Genomic DNA, 24017 nt, shown 5'->3' on the forward strand with positions numbered 1-24017 from the left:
AATGAATCAGCTTTACACTTTTGGGAGAGAATGGACTTAGAAAAAGAGTTTATTGTGCTATCGTAAATGGTCGAGAAGCCACGCCTATCTTGCACGATCTGACAACAGTAATGTACCAGAAAACAGTTGCTAAAAACAGGGATTAAAAAAAGTATGTAAAGAAATGGTAAGACAGAATCGCATGTTAACCATAGGGAAAACAATGTATTCAAATAGAGCAAAGCTTTGCAGACTCAAAACAGTTGCACGAGCTTCACTACTTCTGGTTAATGTGTAAACAAATGGTGACAGCTACCTCGAGGTCTTTTGCCCGTCATGCCTGCGTTCATGTAACAATTCTTTTAGCACGACAGCGTGATTATGACGTTCATCTTTTGCACCATAAAGGAGGATGACCTTTTTTTTAGCAGCTAATTCGATTAACTCGTTCAGCTTTTTCTGTTTTTCATTGTCTTGCTTGATTTCAGCTTGATAGGCTTGTGTAAATTCTGTGAATTTTTGTGGATCATGATTGAACCACTTTCTTAATGATGGACTTGGTGCAATGTCTTTCATCCATTCATCAAGATTTGCTTCATCCTTAGATATTCCTCGCGGCCAAACACGATCAATTAAAACGCGATGACCTTTTAATTGGGAATTGTCTTCATAAATTCGCTGCAAAACAATTGTCAACATCCTCACCCCGCTTGCTTTCATTTGTTTATATCATAAAACACAGTTGTGGACATTTTCAAAGATTTCAATTAGAAAGTTGACGAATCGTTTAAAAATTAGTATCATTACAAATATAATAAATATATTACAAAAATATTACAATATAAAATTTTCATTACAATGATAGTGTGAATAAAGGAGTATGATGATGAAAAAAGCAATGGCCATGTTAGGAGTTTTTGGTGTGCTGATCGTTTTCTTCATATTTGCGATCAATATGTTCTCACAAATAAGTGCTTCGCAAAATCAAAAAGCTGATGTTCAAACAGAGATTTATAAAAACATAAATTCTTTATCATTTCCAACATTCAGCCATTTAAAACGTGAGAATTTAAAGCTCGTTAATGATGAAGTGCAGCTTCATATGAAAGATTCTTACCATCATTATCGGTCGTTGAAGAAAAATATTAACAAGAAAAAACAAGAAACTGCTTATGAGACATCATATAAAGTAAAGTTTAATGACGGAGAAAAACTAAGCTTTTTAATATATGATTATCAATTACCTGGTGGGTCACGTGGTGTGTATAGTGTTGCTGCTTACAATTATGATTTCAAAAAACAAAAGCGTATCAAGCTGACAGACCTTTTGAATACTCAAGCAAAACTTGAGAAAGCAAAAAATGATATTTTTATTTATATCCATGAACATCCAGAACAATTTTACTCAGGGCTTAAAAAGAGCGACATTAGATTAAATGACAATACGTCTTTTTATTTTACTAATGATGGAATCTCGATTGTTTTTCAGCAATATGAACTTTCATCATCACCTAGCGGAAACCAAGAAGTGAAGATTTCGTATTAGTTTATAAGTGAGACTTTAGGTTTGTAAAATGTTTAAAGCGTTCAAATGAACGCTTTTTTGATATAAAAAAAATAGGAAAATATATATTTGCCTAAATTTTCTTTTAAATGTAAAATGGCTATTGAACTTTATTAAGCAAAAAGGGGAGAAAAAAATGCTCCAAAAATGTAAGCGTTTACTATTGTGTTTGATGTTGCTTTCTGTTGTGTTTCCTGTATCAAAAATTTCTGCAGCAAGTCAAAATGGTACGATTATGCAGTATTTTGAGTGGTATTTGCCTAATGACGGACATCATTGGAAGCGTTTACAGAAAGATGCTGGTCATTTATCTGATATTGGAATAACAGCTGTGTGGATTCCACCAGCGTATAAAGGGATTTCTCAATCTGACACAGGATATGGTCCATATGATTTGTACGATTTAGGCGAGTTTCATCAAAAAGGAACGGTACGAACAAAATATGGCTTGAAATCAGAGCTTCAGTCAGCAATTGGTAGCCTTCATTCACAAAACATTCATGTCTATGGTGATGTCGTTATTAATCATAAGGCAGGTGCTGATACGACAGAAGATGTAACCGCTATCAAAGTCCATCGGGGAAACCGTCACCATGAAGTTTCTGATTCACATCAAATTAAAGCTTGGACAAAATTTCATTTTTCAGGACGAGGTAACACCTACAGTGATTTTAAATGGAATTGGCATCATTTTGATGGAACAGATTGGGATGAGTCTAGCAAACAAAACAATATTTATAGGTTTCACGGCCATGGGAAAGGCTGGGACTGGGAAGTCTCTAATGAAAATGGCAATTACGACTATTTGATGTATGCAGATATCGACTATGATCATCCTGTTGTTGCGGAAGAAATCAAAAAATGGGGAACATGGTATGCGAACGAACTCCAATTAGACGGTTTTCGGCTTGATGCAGTTAAACACATCAAATTTTCGTATTTGCGTGATTGGGTGCAAGCTGTAAGAAAATCAACTGGCAAAGAGATGTTTACGGTTGCTGAATACTGGGAAAACAACCTTCATTCAATTGATAACTACTTGAAAAAAACGGACCATAATCACTCTGTTTTCGATGTTCCGCTTCACTATAATTTGCATGCGGCATCTACACAAGGCGGTTCATATGATATGCGTCAGCTTTTAAAAGACACAGTCGTCGCCAAACATCCAACAAAAGCAGTTACATTTGTGGAAAACCATGATTCACAACCTGGACAGTCACTCGAATCAACTGTTGCAACATGGTTTAAACCGCTCGCATATGCTTTCATTCTCACAAGAGAGGCCGGTTACCCACAAGTTTTTTACGGTGATATGTATGGGACGAAAGGTTCCACATCAAGGGAAATCCCTGCACTGAAAAACAAATTAGAGCCGATTTTAAAAGCGCGTAAACACTATGCATATGGACCTCAGCATGATTATTTGGATCATCACGATCTGATTGGCTGGACTAGAGAAGGTGATCAATCGGTTACAAAATCAGGGTTAGCAACCCTCATCACAGATGGACATGGCGGATCAAAATGGATGTGTGTTGGCAAACAGCATGCAGGTGAGACATGGTATGACATGACTGGAAATCGTTCTGATTTAGTGACCATCAATTCCGATGGTTGGGGACAGTTTCATGTGAACAGTGGCTCAGTTTCGATTTATGTTGAAAAGTAAAACATAGTGAATGGCGGATTTTCCTAAAGGAAAGTCTGCTTTTTTTTTTGCGCTCTCTTTCAATGCTTATACTATAATGATTGATAATGACAAGAGAGGTGGGGTTAAAGTGGCAACTTTATCAGATGTTGCGAAAAAAGCAAATGTTTCTAAAATGACAGTATCGCGAGTGATCAATCACCCGGAGACCGTAACAGATGAACTGAAAAAACTCGTTCACTCTGCAATGAAAGAACTGAACTACATTCCTAACTATGCGGCAAGGGCGCTCGTTCAAAATAGAACACAGGTTATAAAATTATTAATTCTTGAAGAAATGGACACGACAGAACCTTATTATATGAACTTGTTGACCGGAATCAGCCGGGAACTGGATCGCCATCATTATGCATTACAGCTTGTCACACGAAAATCTCTCAACATTGGCCAATGTGACGGGATTATTGCAACCGGTCTAAGACGTCCGGATTTTGAAGGGCTGATTAAGGAGTTTGAAAAGCCGGTCGTCGTATTTGGACAGAATGAAATGGGCTATGACTTTATTGATGTTCATAATGAAAAAGGAACTTTTATGGCAACTCGACACCTTTTAGGGCTAGGGATACGGAATGTTGTCTTTTTTGGCATCGATTTAGATGAACCATTTGAGCGTTCACGAGAAAAAGGCTATATAAAGGCAATGACAGAAAAAATGGGACAGATACAAATTTACCATGTGGAGAATAGTTCTAAGAAAAGTGAAAATTGTGCCCGGAAAATGTTGACGTCCAAAAATGAACGAACTGCGATTGTCTGTGCTTCTGATCGAATCGCGATCGGTGTGATCCGTGCAGCACAATCTCTTGGAAAAAGAATTCCGGAAGATGTGGCAGTTACCGGTTTTGACGGTGTTTTTCTTGACCGGATCTCTTCACCGCGGTTGACAACTGTACGTCAGCCTGTCGTTGAAATGGGTGAAGCATGTGCAAAAACATTGCTTAAAAAAATCAATGAAGCTGGAGCTTCCCAAGGGAATCAGTTTTTTGAGCCTGAGTTAATTGTAAGAGAATCGAGTTTGTGAAGCTAACATTCTGTTACCGTTAACAATCTAAAAACGATTGTTCCTGTTACATCGGCATGATAATTTCAATTTGTAAGCCGAAAAATGAACAGGAGGAGACAAAATGGAATATGCAGCAATTTACCACCAGCCTTTTAGTGCTTATGCTTACTCATATGATGAGGATACACTGCACATCAAGATTCGCACAAAAAAAGCTGACGCAGACCAAGTACGCTTAATTTGGGGAGATCCTTATGAGTATGTCACAGAAAAATGGGTGTCGAAAGAACAACAGATGAAAAAAATGGCCTCAACAGAACTACATGATTATTGGTTTGCGGAGGTAAAACCGCCATATCGCCGTTTACAATACGCTTTTGTTGTACGCGGAACTGATGAAAAAGAGACTTTTTATGGGAGCTCAGGTGTCTATCCATATCATCAGAAAACGCTTGATAACATTAATTTTTATTTTAAATTTCCGTTTGTTCATAAAGTTGATACATTCAAGGCACCTGAGTGGGTAAAATCAACTGTTTGGTATCAAATTTTCCCAGAACGATTTGCAAATGGGAGGGATGATTTGTCACCTGAAGGGACCCTGCCGTGGGGAAGCAAAGATCCTGATATTCATGATTTTTTTGGTGGGGATTTACAAGGGATTATCGATAAGCTTGATTACCTAGAGGATTTAGGTGTTAATGGAATTTATTTGAATCCGATCTTTTCTGCTCCTACGAATCATAAATACGATACATTGGACTATTATTCAATCGATCCGCATTTTGGAGATGAGGAGATTTTTCGGACACTAGTCAAACAGTTTCACAAGCGGGGCATGAAAATAATGCTTGATGCGGTTTTTAATCACATTGGAAGTGCTTCACCTCAATGGCAGGATGTCGTGAAAAACGGTGAGAGTTCACGCTTTAAAGATTGGTTTCATATTCATTCTTTCCCTGTTAAAGAAAACCATTATGACACGTTTGCATTTACCCCTGAGATGCCAAAGTTAAATACCGCCAATCCAGAAGTGCAATCCTATTTATTAGATATTGCTTTATATTGGATTCGTGAATTTGACATTGATGGCTGGCGTTTGGATGTAGCCAATGAAGTTGACCATGCATTCTGGAAAAAATTCCATCAAGTCGTCTTGGCTGAAAAGCCTGACCTGTATATATTAGGAGAAATTTGGCATCAATCTGATCCATGGCTTAAAGGAGACGAATTTCATGCGGTCATGAATTATCCTTTTACAGAACCGATGCTAGAATACTTTGCCGATCAAATCATACCAGCTTCACAAATGGTACACCGTTTAAATGGACATTTACAGAGTGGGATGGAGCAAGTGAATGAAGTGATGTTTAATTTACTTGATAGCCATGATACAAAACGGCTTTTAACAAGATGTCAGCACAATAAGAAAAAAGCCCAGTCTTTATTAGCATTTATGTTTGCTCAGAAGGGATCACCATGTATCTATTACGGAACAGAAATTGGCCTGTCTGGTGAAAATGATCCGCTCTGTCGAAAATGTATGGAATGGGATGAAGTCAAACAAGATCAAGAGATGCTGTCTTTTATGAAGCGATTAATCGCCTTACGGAAACAGGAAAATGAAGTGTTTACACATGGGGCGCTTGTCTGGAACCAAATCGATGATCAAGCTGATTTTATTAGTTTTTCAAGAGTAACCGATAAAAAGAGATTGATTTATTTCTTTAATCAAGGCAAAGAAGTGCATTATATCAATTTGGAAGATTTAGAGATTGGTGAAAATGAACACGTTGACAATCTGTGGACAAATCAATGTGATATGATCACTGTTCATCCAGAAGAATTTGTCATTTTAGCTGTGACGGACGCTCCATAAATTCTGTTACCGGTAACATTTTTGAAGATATTGTAACCGCTTTCTGGTTGGGGCTACAATCGAAATAGATCCATAATAAAAGGGGGAAAAAATGATGAGACATTTTAAAAAGGTTTTCGCTTTATTATTAGTGGCAATTCTTACATTTGGAATGGCTGCTTGCTCCAGTTCGAAGAAAACAGGAAGTTCTGATGGGAAAAAGGTACTCACCGTGTCTGTAGAAGAGAAATATAAGAATTATATTGAAAAGATAAAAACTGATTTTGAAAAAAAGAATGATGTAACAGTGAAAATTGTTGAGAAGCCGATGTTTGACCAATTAGAAGCCCTTCCACTAGATGGACCGGCCGGAAATGCACCAGATGTTATGCTTGCTGCTTATGACCGGATCGGCGGCCTCGGACATCAAGGCCATTTACTTGAGATCAAACCATCTGATACAAAAAACTTTGGTGATAAAGAAATGAAGCAAGTGACAGTGGATGGCAAAGTATATGGTTCTCCGCTAGTCATCGAAACACTTGTTTTATATTACAACAAAGATCTCTTAAAAAAAGCACCAACAACATTTCAAGAGCTTGAAAGTTTAACAGATGATAAACGATTTGCTTTTACTTCTGAAAAAGGAAAATCAACTGCGTTCTTGGCAAAATGGACTGATTTCTATATGTCTTATGGCTTATTGGCGGGCTATGGCGGATATGCCATTGGTGATAATGGTTCAAATCCAGAAGACATTGGGATTAATAATAAAGACGCTGTAGAAGGTGTCGAATATGCGATGAAATGGTTTAAAAACCATTGGCCAAAAGGTATGCAGGACAACACAAGTGCTGCCAACTTTATTCAACAAACATTTATAAAAGGTAAAGCTGCAGCTGTTATCGATGGACCTTGGGCAGCAGCTGAATATAAAAAAGCGAAAGTGAACTATGGTATAGCTAAAATTCCGACATTGCCAAATGGAAAAGAATATGCACCATTTGCTGGCGGAAAAGGTTGGGTCGCATCAAATTACACAAAAGAACCTGAGTTAGCTAAAAAATGGCTTGAATATGCTTCAAATGAAAAAAATGCTTATGCTTTCTATGAAGAAACAAATGAAGTACCTGCTCATTTAGAGGCACGTAAAAAAGCGGGTAAGCAAAATAATGAATTGACATCAGCTGTTATTAAACAGTATGAAACAGCAACACCAACCCCTAATATTCCGGAAATGGCCGAGGTTTGGAAAGGTGCAGAAAGCTTAATATTTGATGCAGCTTCAGGAAAGAAATCAGCACAGCAATCAGCAGATGATGCCGTAAAAGTCATTAAAGAAAACATTAAAGAGAAGTATACAAAATAACAGGCGGGTTAACGTCCGGAAGAATAGAGGGCGAACAAAATGAACAACGATAAAATAGTTGCAAAACAGAGTCGAAAAGCAATGTTTTTATCCATCATTCCGGGAATTGGCCAGATCGTCAATCAACAATTATCAAAAGGATTGTTTTTTCTAATCATTACAGCATTGTTTGTTGGAGAACTAGCGATTTTCGGAATTGATGCATTAAGTGGCTTGGTCACATTAGGAACTGTTGCAGGGCAAGATCATTCATTGTTTTTATTGATCGAAGGTACACTGCAATTGATTGTAACAATCATTTTTCTAATGTTCTATATCTTTAATATTTATGATGCTCGCAAAATCGCAATGATCAAGGCAGCCGGATTTGAGATCAATACATCGGCTAAGGATATCATCAGAAATGCCGGGGATAAAGGATTTCCATATTTATTTACCTTGCCCGCTTATATCATGATGGTGTTTGTCATTATTTTTCCAGTGTTAGTGACGCTGTTCATTGCGTTTACAAACTATGATTTTTATCATATTCCGCCCAATAACCTAATTGATTGGGTTGGTTTCAAAAACTTTGCAAATACCCTTTTGCTCGGTTCTTATCGTGAGACATTTGTTGGTGTACTGGGATGGACGCTTATTTGGACGATACTTGCAACAACATTGCAAATCGGTCTTGGTATCTTGATAGCGCTTTCTGTCAATCAGGATTTTATTAAAGGCAAACGAATCTTCCGAATTATATTCTTGCTTCCATGGGCAGTACCGGCTTTTATTTCGATCATGAGCTTTTCCAACATTTTCAACGACAGTGTCGGGGCGATTAATGCCCAGGTCATTCCGCTATTGAATCACCTGCCATTTATCGATTTGCCGGCAATTGCGTGGAAAACAGATCCGTTTTGGACGAAGACTGCTTTGATCATGATCCAGGCTTGGCTAGGCTTCCCATTCATTTATGTGATGGTCACAGGTGTGCTTCAGGCGATTCCCGGTGAATTATATGAAGCAGCCAAAATTGACGGAGCTTCAGCTATCCAGCGTTTTAAACATATTACAATGCCAATGATCTTATTTGCGACTGCTCCAGTGATGATTACCCAGTACACGTTTAATTTTAACAATTTCTCTATTATTTACTTGTTTAATGAAGGAGGACCAGGAAGTGCCGGAGCTGGTGCTGGTTCAACCGATATTTTAATATCGTGGATCTATAAGCTAACGACAGGCACATCACCACAATATTCGGTTGCAGCGGCCGTGACCCTCTTGATTTCGATTATTGTCATGGGAATCTCTCTGATTGCTTTTAAGAAGTCAAATGCCTTTGGCAATGAGGAGGTCATGTAGATGAAACATATGTTTAAAAATGCCAGGACCGCTCGGATCGTTAATCAAATGTTGACCTATTTGTTTATGACACTATTAAGCATCATCATAATCTATCCGATTCTGATTACTGCGTCATCAGCATTTCGACCGGGGAATGTGGCAGCTTTTGTGCTCGATTTTTCAGGCAGTTGGACATTGGAACACTTTAGAGAGTTGTTTCAAAAGACATTTTATCTGGATTGGTACGGCAATACACTGATCATTGCCATATCAGTTATGGTTCTCCAGGTTACAATCGTCACATTGGCTGGTTACACGTATAGTCGATATCGTTTTGCAGGCAGGAAAAATAGTTTAATATTCTTTTTAATTATTCAAATGGTGCCGACGATGGCTGCACTAACTGCATTTTACGTTTTGGCCATGTTAATCGGTGCACTTGATCAATATTGGTTTTTGACAGCGCTCTATATTGGCGGTGGTATTCCGATGAATACGTGGTTAATGAAAGGTTATTTTGATACAGTGCCGCGAGAAATTGATGAAGCAGCGCGGATTGATGGAGCTGGACATTTGCGAATCTTTGCATCTATCGTTCTCCCTCTTGTCAAACCAATGCTTGCTGTACAAGGGCTTTGGGCATTTATGGCTCCGTTCGGTGACTTTTTACTGGCAAAATTTTTGCTTCGTTCACCAGAAAGACTGACAATTGCTGTTGGGCTTCAGTCATTTATTTCGAACCATCAAGAGCAAAAAGTAGCCCTGTTTGCAGCCGGTGCAATCCTTGCTGCATTACCAATCTGTCTATTGTTCTTTTTCTTACAAAAGAACTTTGTGTCTGGTTTAACAACTGGCGGAACGAAGGGATAATCATGGGAACACTGCAAATGACAAATGAAAGTCTTATCATTCGCTATGTGAAAGCGATGGTTTCACCATCAAAAATATATCAATATCGTTACACATTCAGTTGGTTGCATATCACTTTTTTGTTTGTTTTTTTAACGGCTTGTTTAATGGTACCGTTTTCGATCTCAATGATGAAAATCAATCACTTTCAAATGAAATTTTTACTTCCGGTAACTATTGAAAAGATCGATCAAGGATTTGCTGAACAATTGAGAGTTTACCAGTTGCGTAATGGTAAACTAACGGGCGGTAGCGGCTTTAATCAAACTGAAAAGGGAACGATGTTGGCCATTGATATGAGCCAGAAGTTCAAAACGACTGGTGAAAACGGTCGGATCAAAGTGAACGGCTATGATCAAGCAATTATATTTCAGAAGGATCATTTTATCATAAGCGATCAAAGTGGTACTGGTTTTTCTATCGGTTATGGCAAGAAGGATATGCAGATGAAAGATATGAATGCTAGCAAACTAAAAGCGTTTATTGCAGAACGATGGCTTGCTCAATATAAGCCGCTTATCATGGTGTTAACGCTTTCCTTGATTTTAGTGAGTCAGCTGTTTTTAACAGGGTGTCTTACTGGAGGGATATGGATCACGAAAAAATCAAAAATGTCTGGCATCAAGTCTTTACGAGAAGCAGCTGCAATAGCGGTCAGTGTTTCGGCAATTCCCATTTTTGCAGCGGTAGTGAGCGGTTTGATTCATTTTGATTTGATCACGATGCTGTTAATTCAATCCTTTGGCATCATTTTAATGATCTCGTTTACATTCAGATACTTTTTTACAACTCGTAAATCATCACAAGGAGGAAGCCATGACAATTCAACGGCTATTTGACATTGATAAATGGAAAATCAAAACGAATACATTTGACCATCAACATAAACGGCTGCAAGAAAGCCTGACTTCTCTAGGTAATGGTTATATGGGGACCAGGGGTAACTTTGAAGAGAGCTACTCTGGTGATAGCCATCAAGGAACATATCTTGCAGGGGTGTGGTTTCCTGATAAAACAAGGGTTGGCTGGTGGAAAAATGGTTATCCTGACTATTTTGGAAAAGTGATCAACGCGATGAATTTTATTGGAATTGATGTCTATATCAATGATGAAAAAGTTGATCTTTATCAAAATAAAATCGAATCTTTTGAATTAGAACTGGATATGAAACAAGGAATGTTAAGGCGCAGTGTTGTAATTCGTCTCGGTGAGCAAATGATCAAAATCTCGTCTGAGCGCTTTCTCAGTCTGGCGGTGAAACAGCTTTGTGCAATTGAATATCAGGTGGAGTGTTTGACAGGTGAGGCGAAGGTAACGCTTGTCCCTTATTTGGATGGCAATGTTACAAATGAAGATGCCAATTACGAGGAGCAGTTTTGGCAGGAGATTGAAAAAGGGGCTGACCACCACTCAGGTTATTTGATGACAAAAACGATTGAAAACCAATTTGGAACACCACGGTTTACCGTTTCTGCTAGAATGGCCAATAGAACAGAAGGGTTTGTGAATGAAAGTTCTGAAACAGCTACCATGTATGTGGAAAATCGCTACACATACTACATTAAACCAGGAACAACGGCTTCTTTGAAAAAATATATCATTGTCACGACATCTCGCGATTTTCAGGAATCAGAGCTATTAGCAAGCGGTCAGGAACTGCTGAAACGTGTTCTTCAGCAGGGGTATGAGCAAGTGAAGCAACATCATATTGATAAGTGGAAGGAAAGATGGCTAAAAGCAGATATCGAAATTAATGGAGATGACGAGCTTCAACAAGGCATTCGTTATAACATGTTCCAGTTATTTTCGACTTATTATGGTGAGGATCCCCGCTTGAATATTGGTCCAAAAGGATTTACAGGTGAAAAGTATGGGGGAGCCGCTTATTGGGATACCGAGGCATATGCAGTTCCAATGTATTTGTCCGTCGCTAGTCCTGAGGTAACAAAAAATTTGCTTTTATATCGTTACAACCATTTAGAAGCTGCTAAACGCAATGCTGACAAACTAGGATTGAAAGGGGCACTTTATCCGATGGTCACTTTTGTCGGTGATGAGTGCCACAATGAATGGGAGATCACCTTTGAAGAAATTCACCGAAATGGTGCAATCGCGTATGCCATTTATAATTATGTGAATTATACGGGCGATCGTGACTATATGAAAGAATATGGTATTGATGTATTGGTCGAGATCAGCAGGTTTTGGGCGGATCGTGTGCACTTTTCGAAACGAACTGGCAAGTATATGATTCATGGTGTTACAGGGCCAAACGAATATGAAAACAATGTGAACAACAACTGGTACACAAATTTAATGGCAGTGTGGACACTTGAATATACTTTAGAAAATCTTCGTGATCTCCCGCTAGAAAAATCTAGCGAGTTGGCGGTTCAGGAAGAAGAAATCACCTCATGGAAGGATATTATCAAACGGATGTACTATCCTTACAGTGAAGAGCTAAAGATCTTTGTTCAACATGATACGTTTTTAGATAAAGAATTGAAAATGACAGATCAATTGAATTTGAGTGATCGTCCACTTTATCAGAATTGGTCTTGGGATAAAATCCTTCGATCCAACTTTATAAAGCAGGCTGATGTACTGCAAGGAATTTATTTATTGAGTGATCGTTTTACAATGGAAGAAAAACGGCGGAATTTTGAATTTTATGAACCGATGACCGTTCATGAATCAAGTCTTTCACCGTCTGTACATGCTGTTATTGCAGCTGAGCTTAAGAAGGAAGACAAAGCGGTTGAACTGTATAAGCGTACAGCTCGTCTTGATCTTGACAATTACAATCATGACACAGAAGATGGGCTTCACATTACATCGATGACTGGTAGCTGGCTTGCGATCGTCCAAGGGTTTGCAGGAATGCGAGTCTGGAATGAACAGCTCTCATTTGCACCATTCCTACCGAAAGACTGGGATAGTTATGCATTTAAAATCAATTATCGGGGACGATTAATTAAAATTAGTGTGACTGAAGAAAAAACAGTTTTTGAACTATTGAAAGGAGAACCGTTAAGCATCACTGTCTTCAATGAATCGATAGAACTGAACAACAGCTACGAATGGAGGAAGCTTGATGAGTAATTGGTGGAAAGAAGCTGTCGTCTACCAAATCTATCCTCGCAGTTTTTATGATTCAAATGGTGATGGATTTGGCGATTTGCAGGGAATCATTCAAAAACTTGATTATATTAAATTACTAGGAGTGGATGTCATTTGGTTATCCCCTGTATTTGATTCACCTCAGGATGATAACGGTTATGACATTCGCGATTACCGAAAGATGTACGAAAAGTTTGGGGCAAACGAGGATATGTTTCAATTAATTGATGAAGTTCATAAACGCGGGATGAAAATCATCATGGATTTAGTTGTGAACCATACATCAGATGAACATTCATGGTTTGTCAAAAGCCGTAAATCGAAGGATAGTCCGTATCGCGATTATTATTTTTGGAAAGATCCACAACCAGACGGCACAGAACCGAACAATTGGGGTTCGATCTTTTCAGGTTCGGCATGGGAGTTTGATGAGCTGACAGGACAGTATTATTTACATTATTTTTCGAAGAAACAGCCTGATTTAAATTGGGAAAATGAAGCTGTCCGTCAGGAAGTTTATGATTTGATGAAGTTTTGGATGGATAAAGGTATTGATGGCTGGCGGATGGATGTGATTGGTTCGATTTCTAAACACATTGATTTTCCAGATTATCAGACAGCTGACAACCGCCGTTATATTGTCGGACATTATCATGCTAACGGTCCCCGTCTTCATGAGTTTATACAGGAGATGAATCAAGAAGTTCTCTCCCATTATGATTGTATGACAGTAGGAGAAGCGAATGGTGCGGATATTGATGTAGCTAAAAAATATACGGACCCATCCAGAAATGAATTGAATATGGTCATTACATTTGAACATATGGATATTGATACAGAGTGGAATTCACCAAATGGGAAATGGCAAGTTAAACCGTTCGATCTGATCGCTCTGAAAAAAGTGCTGACCAAGTGGCAAACAGCTTTAATGAATAATGGTTGGAATAGTTTATATTTTGAAAATCACGATCAGCCAAGGGTCATCTCCCGCTGGGGGAATGATAACACCTTGCGGAAGCAATGTGCCAAAGCATTTGCAACTGTTCTTCACGGGCTGAAAGGAACGCCGTTTATTTATCAAGGTGAAGAGATTGGAATGGTTAATACTGATATACCGCTAGAATTGTATGATGATCTTGAAATTAAAAATGCATATCAGGATTTGGTTGTTGAACATAAAACGATGACAGAGAAAGACTTTATAAAAGCTGTTTCCAAAAAAGGAAGGGATCATGCTCGAACACCGATGCAATGGAATGACAGTGAACATGCAGGATTCACAGTGGGAACACCTTGGCTACCAGTAAATCAACGCTATAAAGAAATCAATGTGAAAGAGGCGCTCGCTGATCCTGATTCGGTTTTTTATTACTATCAAAAACTCATTCAATTGCGAAAGCAACACAAGGTGATGGTGTACGGAGACTATCAGCTGTTACTAGAGAATCATCCGCAACTATTTGTATACATCCGTAAGTATCAAGGAGAAAAGCTGTTGGTGGCAGTGAATTTGTCAGAGGAGACTGCTTCTATTGAAGCTCCTTCACAATTAATGAATGAGCAATGGAAAGTTCTACTTTCCAACTGTTCTCGACAACACGCTGACATAAAAGATTTATGTTTAGAGCCTTATGAATCATGCATTTGGATCAGCACATCAGAGGATCTGATGTCATGAAAGCCGTTATATTTGATTTAGATGGTGTCATAACAGATACAGCCGAGTATCATTTTCTCGCATGGAAAAGGCTTGCTGATCAATTAAATATTCCGTTTGATCGTGATTTTAATGAAAGGCTTAAAGGAATCAGTAGAAGTGAATCACTTGACATGATTCTTGTTCACGGTCATGTGTCAGCTAAGTATTCAGAAGACGCTAAACAGGATTTAATGGAAGAGAAAAATCGCTATTATCAACAGTTGATTCAAACTTTAACGCCAGACGATTTATTGCCGGGAATCCGTCAGCTTCTCTCTGAACTGAAACATCAACAAATCAATTTGGCCTTAGCTTCAGCCAGCCGCAATGCTCCAGCGATTTTACAATGCCTGGAGATCATGGGTGATTTTCATACTATTGTAGACCCAGAGACACTTACAAACGGAAAGCCAGATCCTGAAATATTTTTGACGGCTGCTAAACAATTGGGTGTTTCTCCAACTGACTGTATAGGTATAGAAGATGCTGAAGCGGGGATTGCCTCAATTAAATCTGCCGGAATGTTTGCTGTTGGCGTCGGAAACAAACAATCTATGGCTGCTGCTGACCTCATTGTCAGAGAAACGTCTGATTTGTCATTTGCATTATTAAATAAAGGGATGAAACAGTGGAGGGAGAAAAGAAATAAAATAGAATCATAAAATGATGAAAGACCACCTTTTATTTGACAGAGGTGGTCTTTTTTCAAACGATTAAAGAGGAGATGGTCAAAATAGAAGTCAAAAGGTTCATTTGTCCAGAACAGTTTTTAGCTCATACCGAAGCATACCTTTTAAAATAAAAATATGAAGCGGTCAACAATCTACCATTTGGTCTCCTTTATCACTTAAGAAAACGATCTCGTGGTGAGTCGGTTTTCTTATCAGCAGAAAATGATGAGGGAATTCAGCTCATTGCCATCATGACTTCAGGCGATTTAATCTTGACTGGAGAAGAACTTCATATAGAAGCGATTGGAAAACTGGCAGTTTATTTAGAAAAAATGAGAATCCGAGTACCTGGCGTCATTGGAAAACCCCCGATTGCCGAGGCTTTTGCGGTTGCATGGAAAAGTCCGAAAACAATACAGATGAAACAAAAACTTTATAAACTGGACAAAGTGAGCCATATTGTGAAACACAGTTTAGGCTTTTTGAGAAAAGCCAATCACCAAAATCTAGAGCTGGTCACAGAGTGGATATGTTCATTTTCCGTAGAGGCATTATATGAAGCAATGGAGCGAAATCAAGCAAAAACGATTGCACTTCAGGGAATCGAGAATTCTTCTCTTTATTTATGGGAGGAACGCGGTCTCCCTGTTTCAATGGTGCAAAAAGCCAGACCGACTCAGGAAGGTATCGCGGTCAATCTTGTCTTTACCCCGCCGAATCATCGCAGAAAAGGTTATGCTTTATCATGTGTGGCAGCTTTCAGTCAGGCATTATTAGACACAGGGATTGCATTTTGTTGTTTGTTTGCAGATGCTGATAACCCTACTTCCAATAAGTTATATCAGAAGATAGGATATCAGCCTATAGCTGAAGTGGTTGTATATCGTTTTACTGATAAGGTCATCTGATGAATTGTCGCTTTTATCCAGCTTTATATCATTTTTCAAACAGCTGTGTAATATTTGCATCTTAACCGTAAACAAACTGTAAAGTAGAATGCCTAAAAAACCAGGTATAATCTAAACTACCAAAATAAATCCCAACCTGGAGGCTATTTATTTTATGAAGAAAATACTATTTTCCGTTTTAATTTTAGCAGCAAGCATCCTCATGTCATTCAATTTCACAGATCATGCTAGTGCTAAAGTTAAAAAAGTCAGCGGCTATATTACATGGTATAATGGAGTTGGAAAAAGAGGCGCTGACGGAAAAAGACTCGGTCATTGGGACTGTGCAACAAAAATGGGTTTTGATGTTCCGAGAAAAGGTACAAAAATTAGAGCATATTCAAAAGCGAAACCGAAAAAAGTGATTACAGTATATAAATATGATGTTGGCAGAATGCCTCGTGGTGCTGTGTTGGATGTAAGTCCGCGAGCATTTAGAGCTTTAGGTTTTTCAACAAGCAAAGGAAAAATTAAAGGACATTACTACTATAAAAAATAGACGAAATGGAGCAAGAAAATCTTTCTTGCTTCTTTTTGGTGGAGATTAATATGAAAAAAAGAATGATATATTTATTTGTTGCGGTTGTGTTGATTGCAGGAGGGATAGTGGCTGTCCGTTTTTTTGATTCAAAGCACAGTGAACCAGAAAAAAGCAGTCAAAGCAGTGGTACAGATCTGCTTGTTGCAATAACAGATCAAAAGCTTATGACTTCATATTATGAAAATCAAGACATGCTCTACAAAGAAAAAATGACAGACTATCCGGGGATGGCTCTTGATCAGAAAGATCGCTTACTTTATTACACAAATACTGATAACAATGTGAAACACCTGATTAGACTGAACCTCAAATCAAGCGAAAAAACGACTCTATATTCAGGTGAGATGGATATTGATGAGTTAAGTCTATCAAAAGATCGTTCAACACTTTTTCTGCGCCGCATTCCCTCAGATCATGAGAATTTTCAGCTAGCATCATTTAATTTGAAAAAGAAAACATTTTCTTCAATCTATCCAGAAGCAAAAAATAAAGATGAAAATGTTAGTTTCTATCAATACAATCGAGAAAAAAATCAATTTGTTTTATTGCATTTTTCAATGAAAGAAGATCGTCGAAAAACAAATGAGGCAAATGAGAAGGGGATTTTACCAGAACCGACGAACATGTGGATTTCGCTGGCTGATCAAAAAGGAATACAGCATATTAAAACAGTAGCGAAATATATGAATGATATCGGAATTTCACCAGATGGGAAAACAGCAGTTTTTACCGAGACCATTAATGATGGTGAGAAAACGGTCATTACGATGATGGATATTAGCAAAAAAACATGTCGGACTGTAATATCTGATCAAAAGGCGTTTACATTGATCGACTCAGCTTTACCGCAGTTCTCAAAGGATGGAAAGAAAATCTTCTTTCTTGCTGAAGCAAAAGATGCGAAGGTCATTAAAGATAAGGAAGAGAATGAAGCAAAAGTAAGGACGATTTACTCTTATGATCGCGACACAAAAACAGTGAAAAAAGAGTGGGAAAAGCCAGATGGGATCATCAATAGCTTCAAAGTTTTGAACTGACAAAAAAACGGAAAGGTATATCCTTGCTGTTTTTGGCATATTGTTAAAAGCCGATGATGATGATCAATCGGCTTTTCATCATTAGTCAGCACTTTTTCCTCCTGCATTTAAACCGATCATCATGTTCATTAGAACAGTTTTTTGGTCTGCATTTGAAGCGTCTATCATCTGAATGCCAATTTCTTTGGCGGGAGAGCTGAGCGACTTCTTTCTTCCGAGCAGGGCTATAGGGATCGTAGTCCTCATAATCATCATACATATGGGTTAACCACCACCTTTTATGTGATAAGATAATTTATTATCAATGGCTCGAATTTGCTTGGGCATGTTATGATATTTGTAAGCAAAAAATGAAGGGTTTTTTTACTAATTTCACTAATTTATATAGTATCAAGTGTATTGATGTCCGGTTGATAAGCATCCGAAATCAACTAAAAAAAAAGGAGAGTCCATATGAACATAAAAAAAGAAATATTGTCATTGTTAAAAACACTTGTTATTGCTGCTGTTATCATTACTGTTATCCGTTATTTTCTCTTTTCACCATCAACCGTTTTGGGAGAGTCCATGTCACCAACTTTAGAAGATGGCAATATGGTGATGATTAGTAAAGTTAGTGAGATTCAGAGGTTTGATAAAATCATTTTTGAGGCACCTGATGCTGACGAAAACTATGTAAAAAGAGTGATCGGTGTTCCTGGCGATTCGATTAAAATGAAAGATGATGTTCTTTATGTTAATGGAAAAAAGTATGATGAGCCATATTTGAAAAAATCTAAACAAAAACTAACTGGTGATGAGCGTTTAACCAATGATTTTACATTGAAAGAAGTAACGGGAAAAGAAAAAGTGCCGAAAGACAGCTATTTTGTAATGGGAGATAACCGCGGAAATAGTAGAGACAGCCGCGTAATTGGGTTTATCTCAAAAGATTCGGTGATTGGCAAAGTCGAATTTCGCTATTTTCCATTCAATGAAATTGGTGGAATAGAATAGGATTGAAGGTCAATTAAGATTGAATACTCTTGATTGACCTTTTTTCGTAAAAGAATGAAAAAGCCTCCCAACTTGGAGGTGTTAGCGATGGTGAGTCTTTGTGATATCAAGGGGGCGCATCATATCATAATCTTCATGCTCCAAAATGTGACAATGCCATACATATTTACCGCTATATGGACTAAAATTGGCCATAATACGTGTAACAGATCCTGGGGGAACTTTCACAGTATCTTTCAGCCCTCTTTCATTAGGAGGAGGAGGAATGGCGGGTCCTGTGAAAACAAGCTCTCTATTTTCTCGGAATCTGTCCATGTCAAAGGGCCGGCTGTCAAGGATGCGAAATTGAACGAGATGTAAATGAATCGGATGGATCCCTCTTCCTGTATTGATGATCGACCAGATTTCTGTTTTTCCAAGTCCCGGTGTCTCAGTCACAGGATCACTCCACCTCTTATTGTTAAGAAGAAAAACGGGTCTTCCGTATTGATCACTGTCTGCTCCCAATGTTAATTTTCTGATCGTATGAACCTGTTGTTTGTCAAAATAAGGGCGCTTTCTTAGTACTTTCGGAATTGAGCTCATGTCTTTTGTTTTCAATGGTTTTAAGACGCGAAATTGCATAATGTATGCGTCTCGATCTGAATCTGCTTCCTGAGCGCCGCAGCCGAGGCGGTTTTTGAGTGTTATTGTTTTACCTTCTATATTTGAAAAATCAACAATCACATCACAGCGCTCAGCCGGGGCGATTGTCAATGACTGGGCTTTTACTGGGTGATGTAAAAGACCGCCATCTGATCCAATTTGCTGAAAGATGAGTCCAGAATCGAAATAGAGCTCATATATTCTTCTGTTCGAACCGTTTACAATACGAAACCGATACTTTCGTGGCTCGACTTCAGCATAGGGCCAAACTTTCCCGTTCACTAAAATAGTATCCCCGCAAAAACTAGGGATGATTGATGGATCAGGCAGATTGGCTGAAGTGTTGTTATGAGGTTGACGTGGATATAACAATGAACCATCTTCACGAAAAGATTTATCTAGAATTAACAAAGGAATTTCATATTCTTTTTTCGGCAAGTTTAGTGATTGTTCTTCTCTGTCACGGATAAAATATAACCCAACCAGTCCAGCATAAATATTCAGTCTTGTAATGGCCATGGCATGATCATGGTACCAGAGAGCGGTTGCATCTTGATCATTGGGGTATTCAGAGATTTCGCTTTTAAAATATGGCCCTGTTTCTTTAAAATCCTTTGTAAACCAGGCCTCAGGATAGCCATCACTGTCGGCTGGTGTTTTCCCACCATGCAGATGTACGACTGTTTTGACTCCATCTACATGGTGGTTGTCATGAATCGTATGATCAATTGGGAGAAAGTGACGATCTGGGAGCTTATTCATCCACTTTACTGCGATCAGTTCATGTTTTTTCACTTCAAATGTGGGACCAGGAAAACTTCCATTATATCCGTAAAGCCGAGTAGGCGGGAGATCGCGATGGAGCTTTTGATAACATTCTTCCATCGTCACTTCATAATAGGTTTTGCTACCCATTCTTTCGTGCGGTATGAGCACTTCAGGAATGGGTAGAGGATCAACAAATTTTTCAAGTTCCATGATTCACCTGTCCTTTTTTTGTTCTGATGATCAAATAATTAGTACATTATAGTACAGGATGACCTGTTAGGTTCCTTTAGTAGTCAAGAGGAAAACCGCTAATTGTCTCAAGGAGAAGTTTTTTTCCTTAGATAAAAAAAGTTCCTTTCCGACTATATTTCTGCCATAAGTGAATCATGTTTCTATAGACTTACTCAAGTTTTACTTTGTATGATTAAAGGCGAAAACATGGATGGGAAAGGAAGCTTTTTTATGGAACGGTATGACGAATTAAAAAAAGGAGAAACAGGTGCATGGGTCAGTATAGTGGCTTACCTTGTGCTGTCAGCTGTTAAGCTGGCCATCGGATATGTTTTTCATTCTGAGGCTCTCCGGGCAGATGGACTTAATAATACAACAGATATCATGGCTTCTTTAGCGGTGTTAATCGGACTTAAAATTTCACAAAAACCGCCTGATGAAGACCATCCATACGGTCATTTTCGTGCTGAGACGATTGCTTCACTAGTTGCATCATTTATCATGATGGTTGTCGGGCTTGAGGTTTTATATCGTTCAGGAGAAATGCTTTTTCACCCAAGGGTGACAACTCCGGATATGATAGCAGCTTGGACGGCGGCAGGCAGTGCAGTCATCATGTTCTTAGTTTTCATGTACAATAAAAGGCTCGCCAAAAAAGTAAATAGCCATGCTCTTTACGCGGCTGCCGCTGATAACAAATCAGATGCGTTTGTGAGCATTGGCACATTTGCAGGTATTTTTGCCTCACAATTTAATCTGATCTGGGTGGATACTGTTGCAGCTTTTGTTATCGGGCTTATCATTTGTAAAACAGCATGGAATATTTTTAAAGAAGCAGCCCATTCTTTAACAGATGGTTTTGATATTAAAGATATTTCAAAATACAAAAAAACAATTCAAGAAGTTCCAGGTGTTGGACGGCTGAAAGATGTGAAAGCACGTTATTTGGGAAGTGCAGTACATATTGAGGTAGTCGTTGAAGTGCAGCCGGATTTGAACATTGCTGAAAGCCATGAAATTGCTGACGAAATCGAAAGAAGAATGCAGCAAGAACATGCCATTATCCATTCTCATATTCACATAGAACCTTATCATAACGAGAAATAACCTAGCTTCTGTTTTAAGCAAAATAAATGTTAGTGTATAACAATCGGTTGAAGAATAGAAAGATAAGGGAGTGCCCTTCTTCAAAAAGCCAATATCATTGAAAAGTGATCCATATATGGATCACTTTTTGATCAAATGGTCATCCTGTTTCAATTCATGCCGAAAATTTTTATAACGAAAAACCGCGGGGAAAACTTGTCTTCGTGGTTTTTTCGCTTACTTTTTACATCGAATATCCAATGATCTCCTTTAGAAGAAACCAAAATAAAAAGTCTATTTTCATAGGTTAGTTGTTTTCTACTGGCAGATCGTTTATTGTAAAGTAAAATAGACTTCGAATCGGTAACAATGAGGAGGAAGAGGATGGCTTACCAAGAAACACTGCACCCTACTTTGGGAAAAGTAGCCGATAATATTGAAAAAGTAATGGTAGGAAAAAAAGACATCGTGGTATTGAGCTTGACCGCCATTCTTGCAAACGGGCATGTGCTGTTAGAAGATGTGCCTGGCGTAGGAAAAACAATGATGGTTCGGGCTTTAGCCAAATCAACAGGTGCTGAATTTAAAAGAATTCAGTTTACACCCGATTTACTACCTTCAGATGTAACTGGCGTTTCGATATATAATCCAAAAACACTTGAATTTGAATACCGCTCAGGTCCGATTATGGGAAATATCATTTTAGCTGATGAAATTAATCGTACATCACCAAAAACTCAATCAGCCTTACTTGAAGCAATGGAAGAAGACAGTGTGACTATAGATGGAGTGACAATGTCGCTTGGCAGGCCATTTTTTGTGATGGCGACACAAAACCCTGTTGAATATGAAGGGACTTACCCGTTACCAGAAGCACAGCTGGATCGTTTTTTATTTAAACTTCGCATGGGTTATCCAACAGTTGCAGAAGAACTTGAAGTGCTTGACTTACAGGAAAAAAGACATCCACTTTTAGAGATCGAGTCCGTTATTACAAAGGACGAACTAGTTGGTTTTCAAAAACAAGTAGAAACGGTTTATGTAGATTTATCGATTAAAGAATATATCGTTCAAATGACTCAAAAAACGAGGCATCATTCTGATATCTATCTCGGGGTTAGCCCGAGGGGATCGATTGCTTTAATGAAGGCTGCCCAAGCTTTTGCTTTTTTATATAACCGCGATTATGTTATTCCAGACGATATACAGTATTTGGCGCCTTATACCCTTACACACAGATTGATATTACGCCCAGAGGCCAAATTTGAAGGAAAGCGTCCGGAAACGATTCTTCAAGACATTATAATGGATACAAAGGTCCCAATGGAAAGGCCGAAAATGAAATCATGATAGCTCGTATGAAGTATGGCTGGAAGCTTCTCGTTTTAGCAGCTCTGCCGATTGCCTTGTTCAGTTATGCAATGTTTCAAGGGGGATTTGTCAGCTGGTTTTTGTTTTGTGCTTTTCTTCCCTTTGTTTTGTATGCCATCCTATTCGCTTTTTATCCATTTAAAAAAATAACGGTAAAGCGGCAATTGAGTCAGAACCAGTTTAAAGCCGGTGAACAATTAGAAGCCGTGATCATTTTAAAAAGAAAGTTCCCCTTTCCGCTTATGTTTTTAGTTGTTGAAGATTGTTTGCCAAAGTCACTCTTAAAGAGTGACAAGATGACGAAAGCGAAGCGAGTTCTTTTTCTATGGTTTCAAAAGGAAGTCAGGATAACTTATACAATCAAATCGATTCCAAGAGGCAAGCACCACTTAAAAGCAGTTAGACTCCGCGGTGGTGATCTGTTAGGGCTACTTGAGAAAGAAGTGTATGTACCGCTTGAGACTTCTTTGCTTGTTTTTCCGTCTTATCAAGATATTAATTATATTGGGAAATCCGGGAGTTTTGATGATCAAGTTGGGACCATTTCCGATATTCAGCAACAACACAGTGTATTGGTTTCAGGAATTAGAGAATATCAACCAGGTGATCGCTTTTCATGGGTGGATTGGAAAACGTCTGCACGGCGGAACCAATTAATAACAAAAGAATTTGAACAAATGAAAGGGCATGATTTACTGATTTGGCTTGATCAGTCTCCTTCCATTGTTTTCGAAGATATGGTGATGTTTACAGCGTCTATTGTACGCTCCGCTTTAAAAAATGGAGTTAGTACCGGACTTGTTTCTATCGGGAAAGACCGCCATGTTTTTCCGGTCTGCTATGGTGATGATCATTTGAAAAAACTCTTCTACCATTTGGCACTTGTTGATTGTGATTCTGTTGAACCGTTTCATCAACAGCTTGAGAGAGAATTGAAACTGTCGTCCAATATGAGAGAGGCTGTCAAATATATTGTAACAGGTAGCATCACACCTGAGTTGTCACAGATTCTAGAACAAACTTTAAGAAATAAGGCAGCTAAGCTATTTTTAATCAAAGGAAAAAACGATTCATTTTTAAAGGATGAGCAACTGCTTATTCAACATTTGAAAGTGCGGGGAATTGAAGTGAATGTATTTGCTGAAAATCACTTTTCTCAAGCTTTTGCGAAAGCGAGGTGAAG

21 protein-coding genes are annotated in these 24017 nt (G+C 38.4%); 18 read left to right on the forward strand and 3 right to left on the reverse strand.

All coding sequences use genetic code 11. The features are described from left to right. Nucleotides 1-291: 291 nt before the first annotated feature. The gene (locus tag PDT38_RS11980; protein WP_270801822.1) at nucleotides 292-675 is read right to left on the reverse strand and encodes a DUF488 domain-containing protein; all 384 of its coding nucleotides are present in this window, start codon (nucleotides 673-675) and stop codon (nucleotides 292-294) included. A gap of 190 nt (nucleotides 676-865) precedes the next feature. Between PDT38_RS11980 and PDT38_RS11985 the strand changes: the two genes are divergently transcribed. From PDT38_RS11985 to PDT38_RS12050, 14 genes are all read left to right on the forward strand, one after another. Continuing rightward, a complete protein-coding gene (locus PDT38_RS11985) occupies nucleotides 866-1525 on the forward strand; it encodes a DUF3298 and DUF4163 domain-containing protein (RefSeq protein WP_270801824.1) in 660 nt (219 codons plus the stop codon). 154 nt (nucleotides 1526-1679) lie between these two features. Next, a complete protein-coding gene (amyS, locus tag PDT38_RS11990) occupies nucleotides 1680-3215 on the forward strand; it encodes an alpha-amylase (RefSeq protein WP_270801826.1) in 1536 nt (511 codons plus the stop codon). A gap of 109 nt (nucleotides 3216-3324) precedes the next feature. Beyond that, complete coding sequence (locus PDT38_RS11995) at nucleotides 3325-4275, forward strand: LacI family DNA-binding transcriptional regulator (RefSeq protein WP_270801828.1); 951 nt, start codon at nucleotides 3325-3327, stop codon at nucleotides 4273-4275. A gap of 103 nt (nucleotides 4276-4378) precedes the next feature. Then, nucleotides 4379-6136 carry a glycoside hydrolase family 13 protein gene (locus tag PDT38_RS12000; RefSeq protein ID WP_270801830.1) on the forward strand — a complete coding sequence of 586 codons (1758 nt, stop codon included), beginning with the start codon at nucleotides 4379-4381 and terminating at the stop codon, nucleotides 6134-6136. A gap of 94 nt (nucleotides 6137-6230) precedes the next feature. Beyond that, the gene (locus tag PDT38_RS12005; RefSeq protein WP_270801831.1) at nucleotides 6231-7484 is read left to right on the forward strand and encodes an extracellular solute-binding protein; all 1254 of its coding nucleotides are present in this window, start codon (nucleotides 6231-6233) and stop codon (nucleotides 7482-7484) included. Nucleotides 7485-7523: 39 nt separating this feature from the next. Beyond that, nucleotides 7524-8831, forward strand: a complete 1308-nt coding sequence (locus PDT38_RS12010) for a carbohydrate ABC transporter permease (RefSeq protein WP_270801833.1) — start codon at nucleotides 7524-7526, stop codon at nucleotides 8829-8831. Beyond that, nucleotides 8832-9683 carry a sugar ABC transporter permease gene (locus PDT38_RS12015; RefSeq protein ID WP_270801835.1) on the forward strand — a complete coding sequence of 284 codons (852 nt, stop codon included), beginning with the start codon at nucleotides 8832-8834 and terminating at the stop codon, nucleotides 9681-9683. 2 nt (nucleotides 9684-9685) lie between these two features. Further along, entirely contained in the window at nucleotides 9686-10561 is an 876-nt protein-coding gene (locus PDT38_RS12020) for a DUF1189 family protein (RefSeq protein WP_270801837.1), read from the forward strand. Next, on the forward strand, nucleotides 10539-12824 hold the full coding sequence (locus PDT38_RS12025) for a glycoside hydrolase family 65 protein (RefSeq protein WP_270801839.1): 2286 nt from the start codon (nucleotides 10539-10541) through the stop codon (nucleotides 12822-12824). Before PDT38_RS12020 ends, PDT38_RS12025 begins: the two co-directional genes overlap by 23 nt. Further along, complete coding sequence (locus PDT38_RS12030; protein WP_270801842.1) at nucleotides 12817-14520, forward strand: glycoside hydrolase family 13 protein; 1704 nt, start codon at nucleotides 12817-12819, stop codon at nucleotides 14518-14520. Before PDT38_RS12025 ends, PDT38_RS12030 begins: the two co-directional genes overlap by 8 nt. Further along, nucleotides 14517-15203, forward strand: coding sequence for a beta-phosphoglucomutase (pgmB, locus tag PDT38_RS12035; RefSeq protein WP_270801845.1), 687 nt, complete (start codon nucleotides 14517-14519; stop codon nucleotides 15201-15203). The genes PDT38_RS12030 and pgmB overlap by 4 nt, the downstream gene beginning before the upstream one ends. A gap of 281 nt (nucleotides 15204-15484) precedes the next feature. Continuing rightward, nucleotides 15485-16120, forward strand: coding sequence for a GNAT family N-acetyltransferase (locus PDT38_RS12040; RefSeq protein WP_270801847.1), 636 nt, complete (start codon nucleotides 15485-15487; stop codon nucleotides 16118-16120). A 154-nt stretch (nucleotides 16121-16274) separates the two neighbouring features. Continuing rightward, nucleotides 16275-16658, forward strand: a complete 384-nt coding sequence (locus tag PDT38_RS12045; RefSeq protein ID WP_270801849.1) for a septal ring lytic transglycosylase RlpA family protein — start codon at nucleotides 16275-16277, stop codon at nucleotides 16656-16658. Nucleotides 16659-16708: 50 nt separating this feature from the next. Next, nucleotides 16709-17737 (forward strand): TolB-like translocation protein, encoded by a 1029-nt coding sequence (locus tag PDT38_RS12050; RefSeq protein WP_270801851.1) that lies wholly within the window; start codon nucleotides 16709-16711, stop codon nucleotides 17735-17737. 81 nt (nucleotides 17738-17818) lie between these two features. On the opposite strand, the gene PDT38_RS12055 is transcribed toward PDT38_RS12050, so the two are convergent. After that, the gene (locus PDT38_RS12055; RefSeq protein ID WP_270801853.1) at nucleotides 17819-17992 is read right to left on the reverse strand and encodes a hypothetical protein; all 174 of its coding nucleotides are present in this window, start codon (nucleotides 17990-17992) and stop codon (nucleotides 17819-17821) included. Nucleotides 17993-18190: 198 nt separating this feature from the next. Here PDT38_RS12055 and lepB point away from each other — a divergent pair, with 198 nt between their 5' ends. Next, nucleotides 18191-18733 carry a signal peptidase I gene (gene lepB / locus PDT38_RS12060; RefSeq protein WP_270801854.1) on the forward strand — a complete coding sequence of 181 codons (543 nt, stop codon included), beginning with the start codon at nucleotides 18191-18193 and terminating at the stop codon, nucleotides 18731-18733. Nucleotides 18734-18814: 81 nt separating this feature from the next. Here the strand turns inward: lepB and PDT38_RS12065 are convergent, their stop codons facing one another. Next, nucleotides 18815-20356, reverse strand: coding sequence for a multicopper oxidase family protein (locus PDT38_RS12065; RefSeq protein WP_270801856.1), 1542 nt, complete (start codon nucleotides 20354-20356; stop codon nucleotides 18815-18817). Nucleotides 20357-20608: 252 nt separating this feature from the next. Here PDT38_RS12065 and PDT38_RS12070 point away from each other — a divergent pair, with 252 nt between their 5' ends. The 3 genes from PDT38_RS12070 (at nucleotide 20609) to PDT38_RS12080 (ending at nucleotide 24015) form a co-directional block, all read left to right on the forward strand. Further along, nucleotides 20609-21484, forward strand: coding sequence for a cation diffusion facilitator family transporter (locus tag PDT38_RS12070; protein ID WP_270801859.1), 876 nt, complete (start codon nucleotides 20609-20611; stop codon nucleotides 21482-21484). Nucleotides 21485-21847: 363 nt separating this feature from the next. Further along, nucleotides 21848-22813, forward strand: a complete 966-nt coding sequence (locus tag PDT38_RS12075; RefSeq protein WP_270801861.1) for an AAA family ATPase — start codon at nucleotides 21848-21850, stop codon at nucleotides 22811-22813. Then, nucleotides 22810-24015 carry a DUF58 domain-containing protein gene (locus tag PDT38_RS12080; RefSeq protein ID WP_270801862.1) on the forward strand — a complete coding sequence of 402 codons (1206 nt, stop codon included), beginning with the start codon at nucleotides 22810-22812 and terminating at the stop codon, nucleotides 24013-24015. The genes PDT38_RS12075 and PDT38_RS12080 overlap by 4 nt, the downstream gene beginning before the upstream one ends. Nucleotides 24016-24017 lie beyond the last annotated feature (2 nt).

This window comes from Bacillus changyiensis (assembly GCF_027706145.1).
GTDB classification, from domain to species: domain Bacteria; phylum Bacillota; class Bacilli; order Bacillales; family Bacillaceae; genus Bacillus; species Bacillus changyiensis.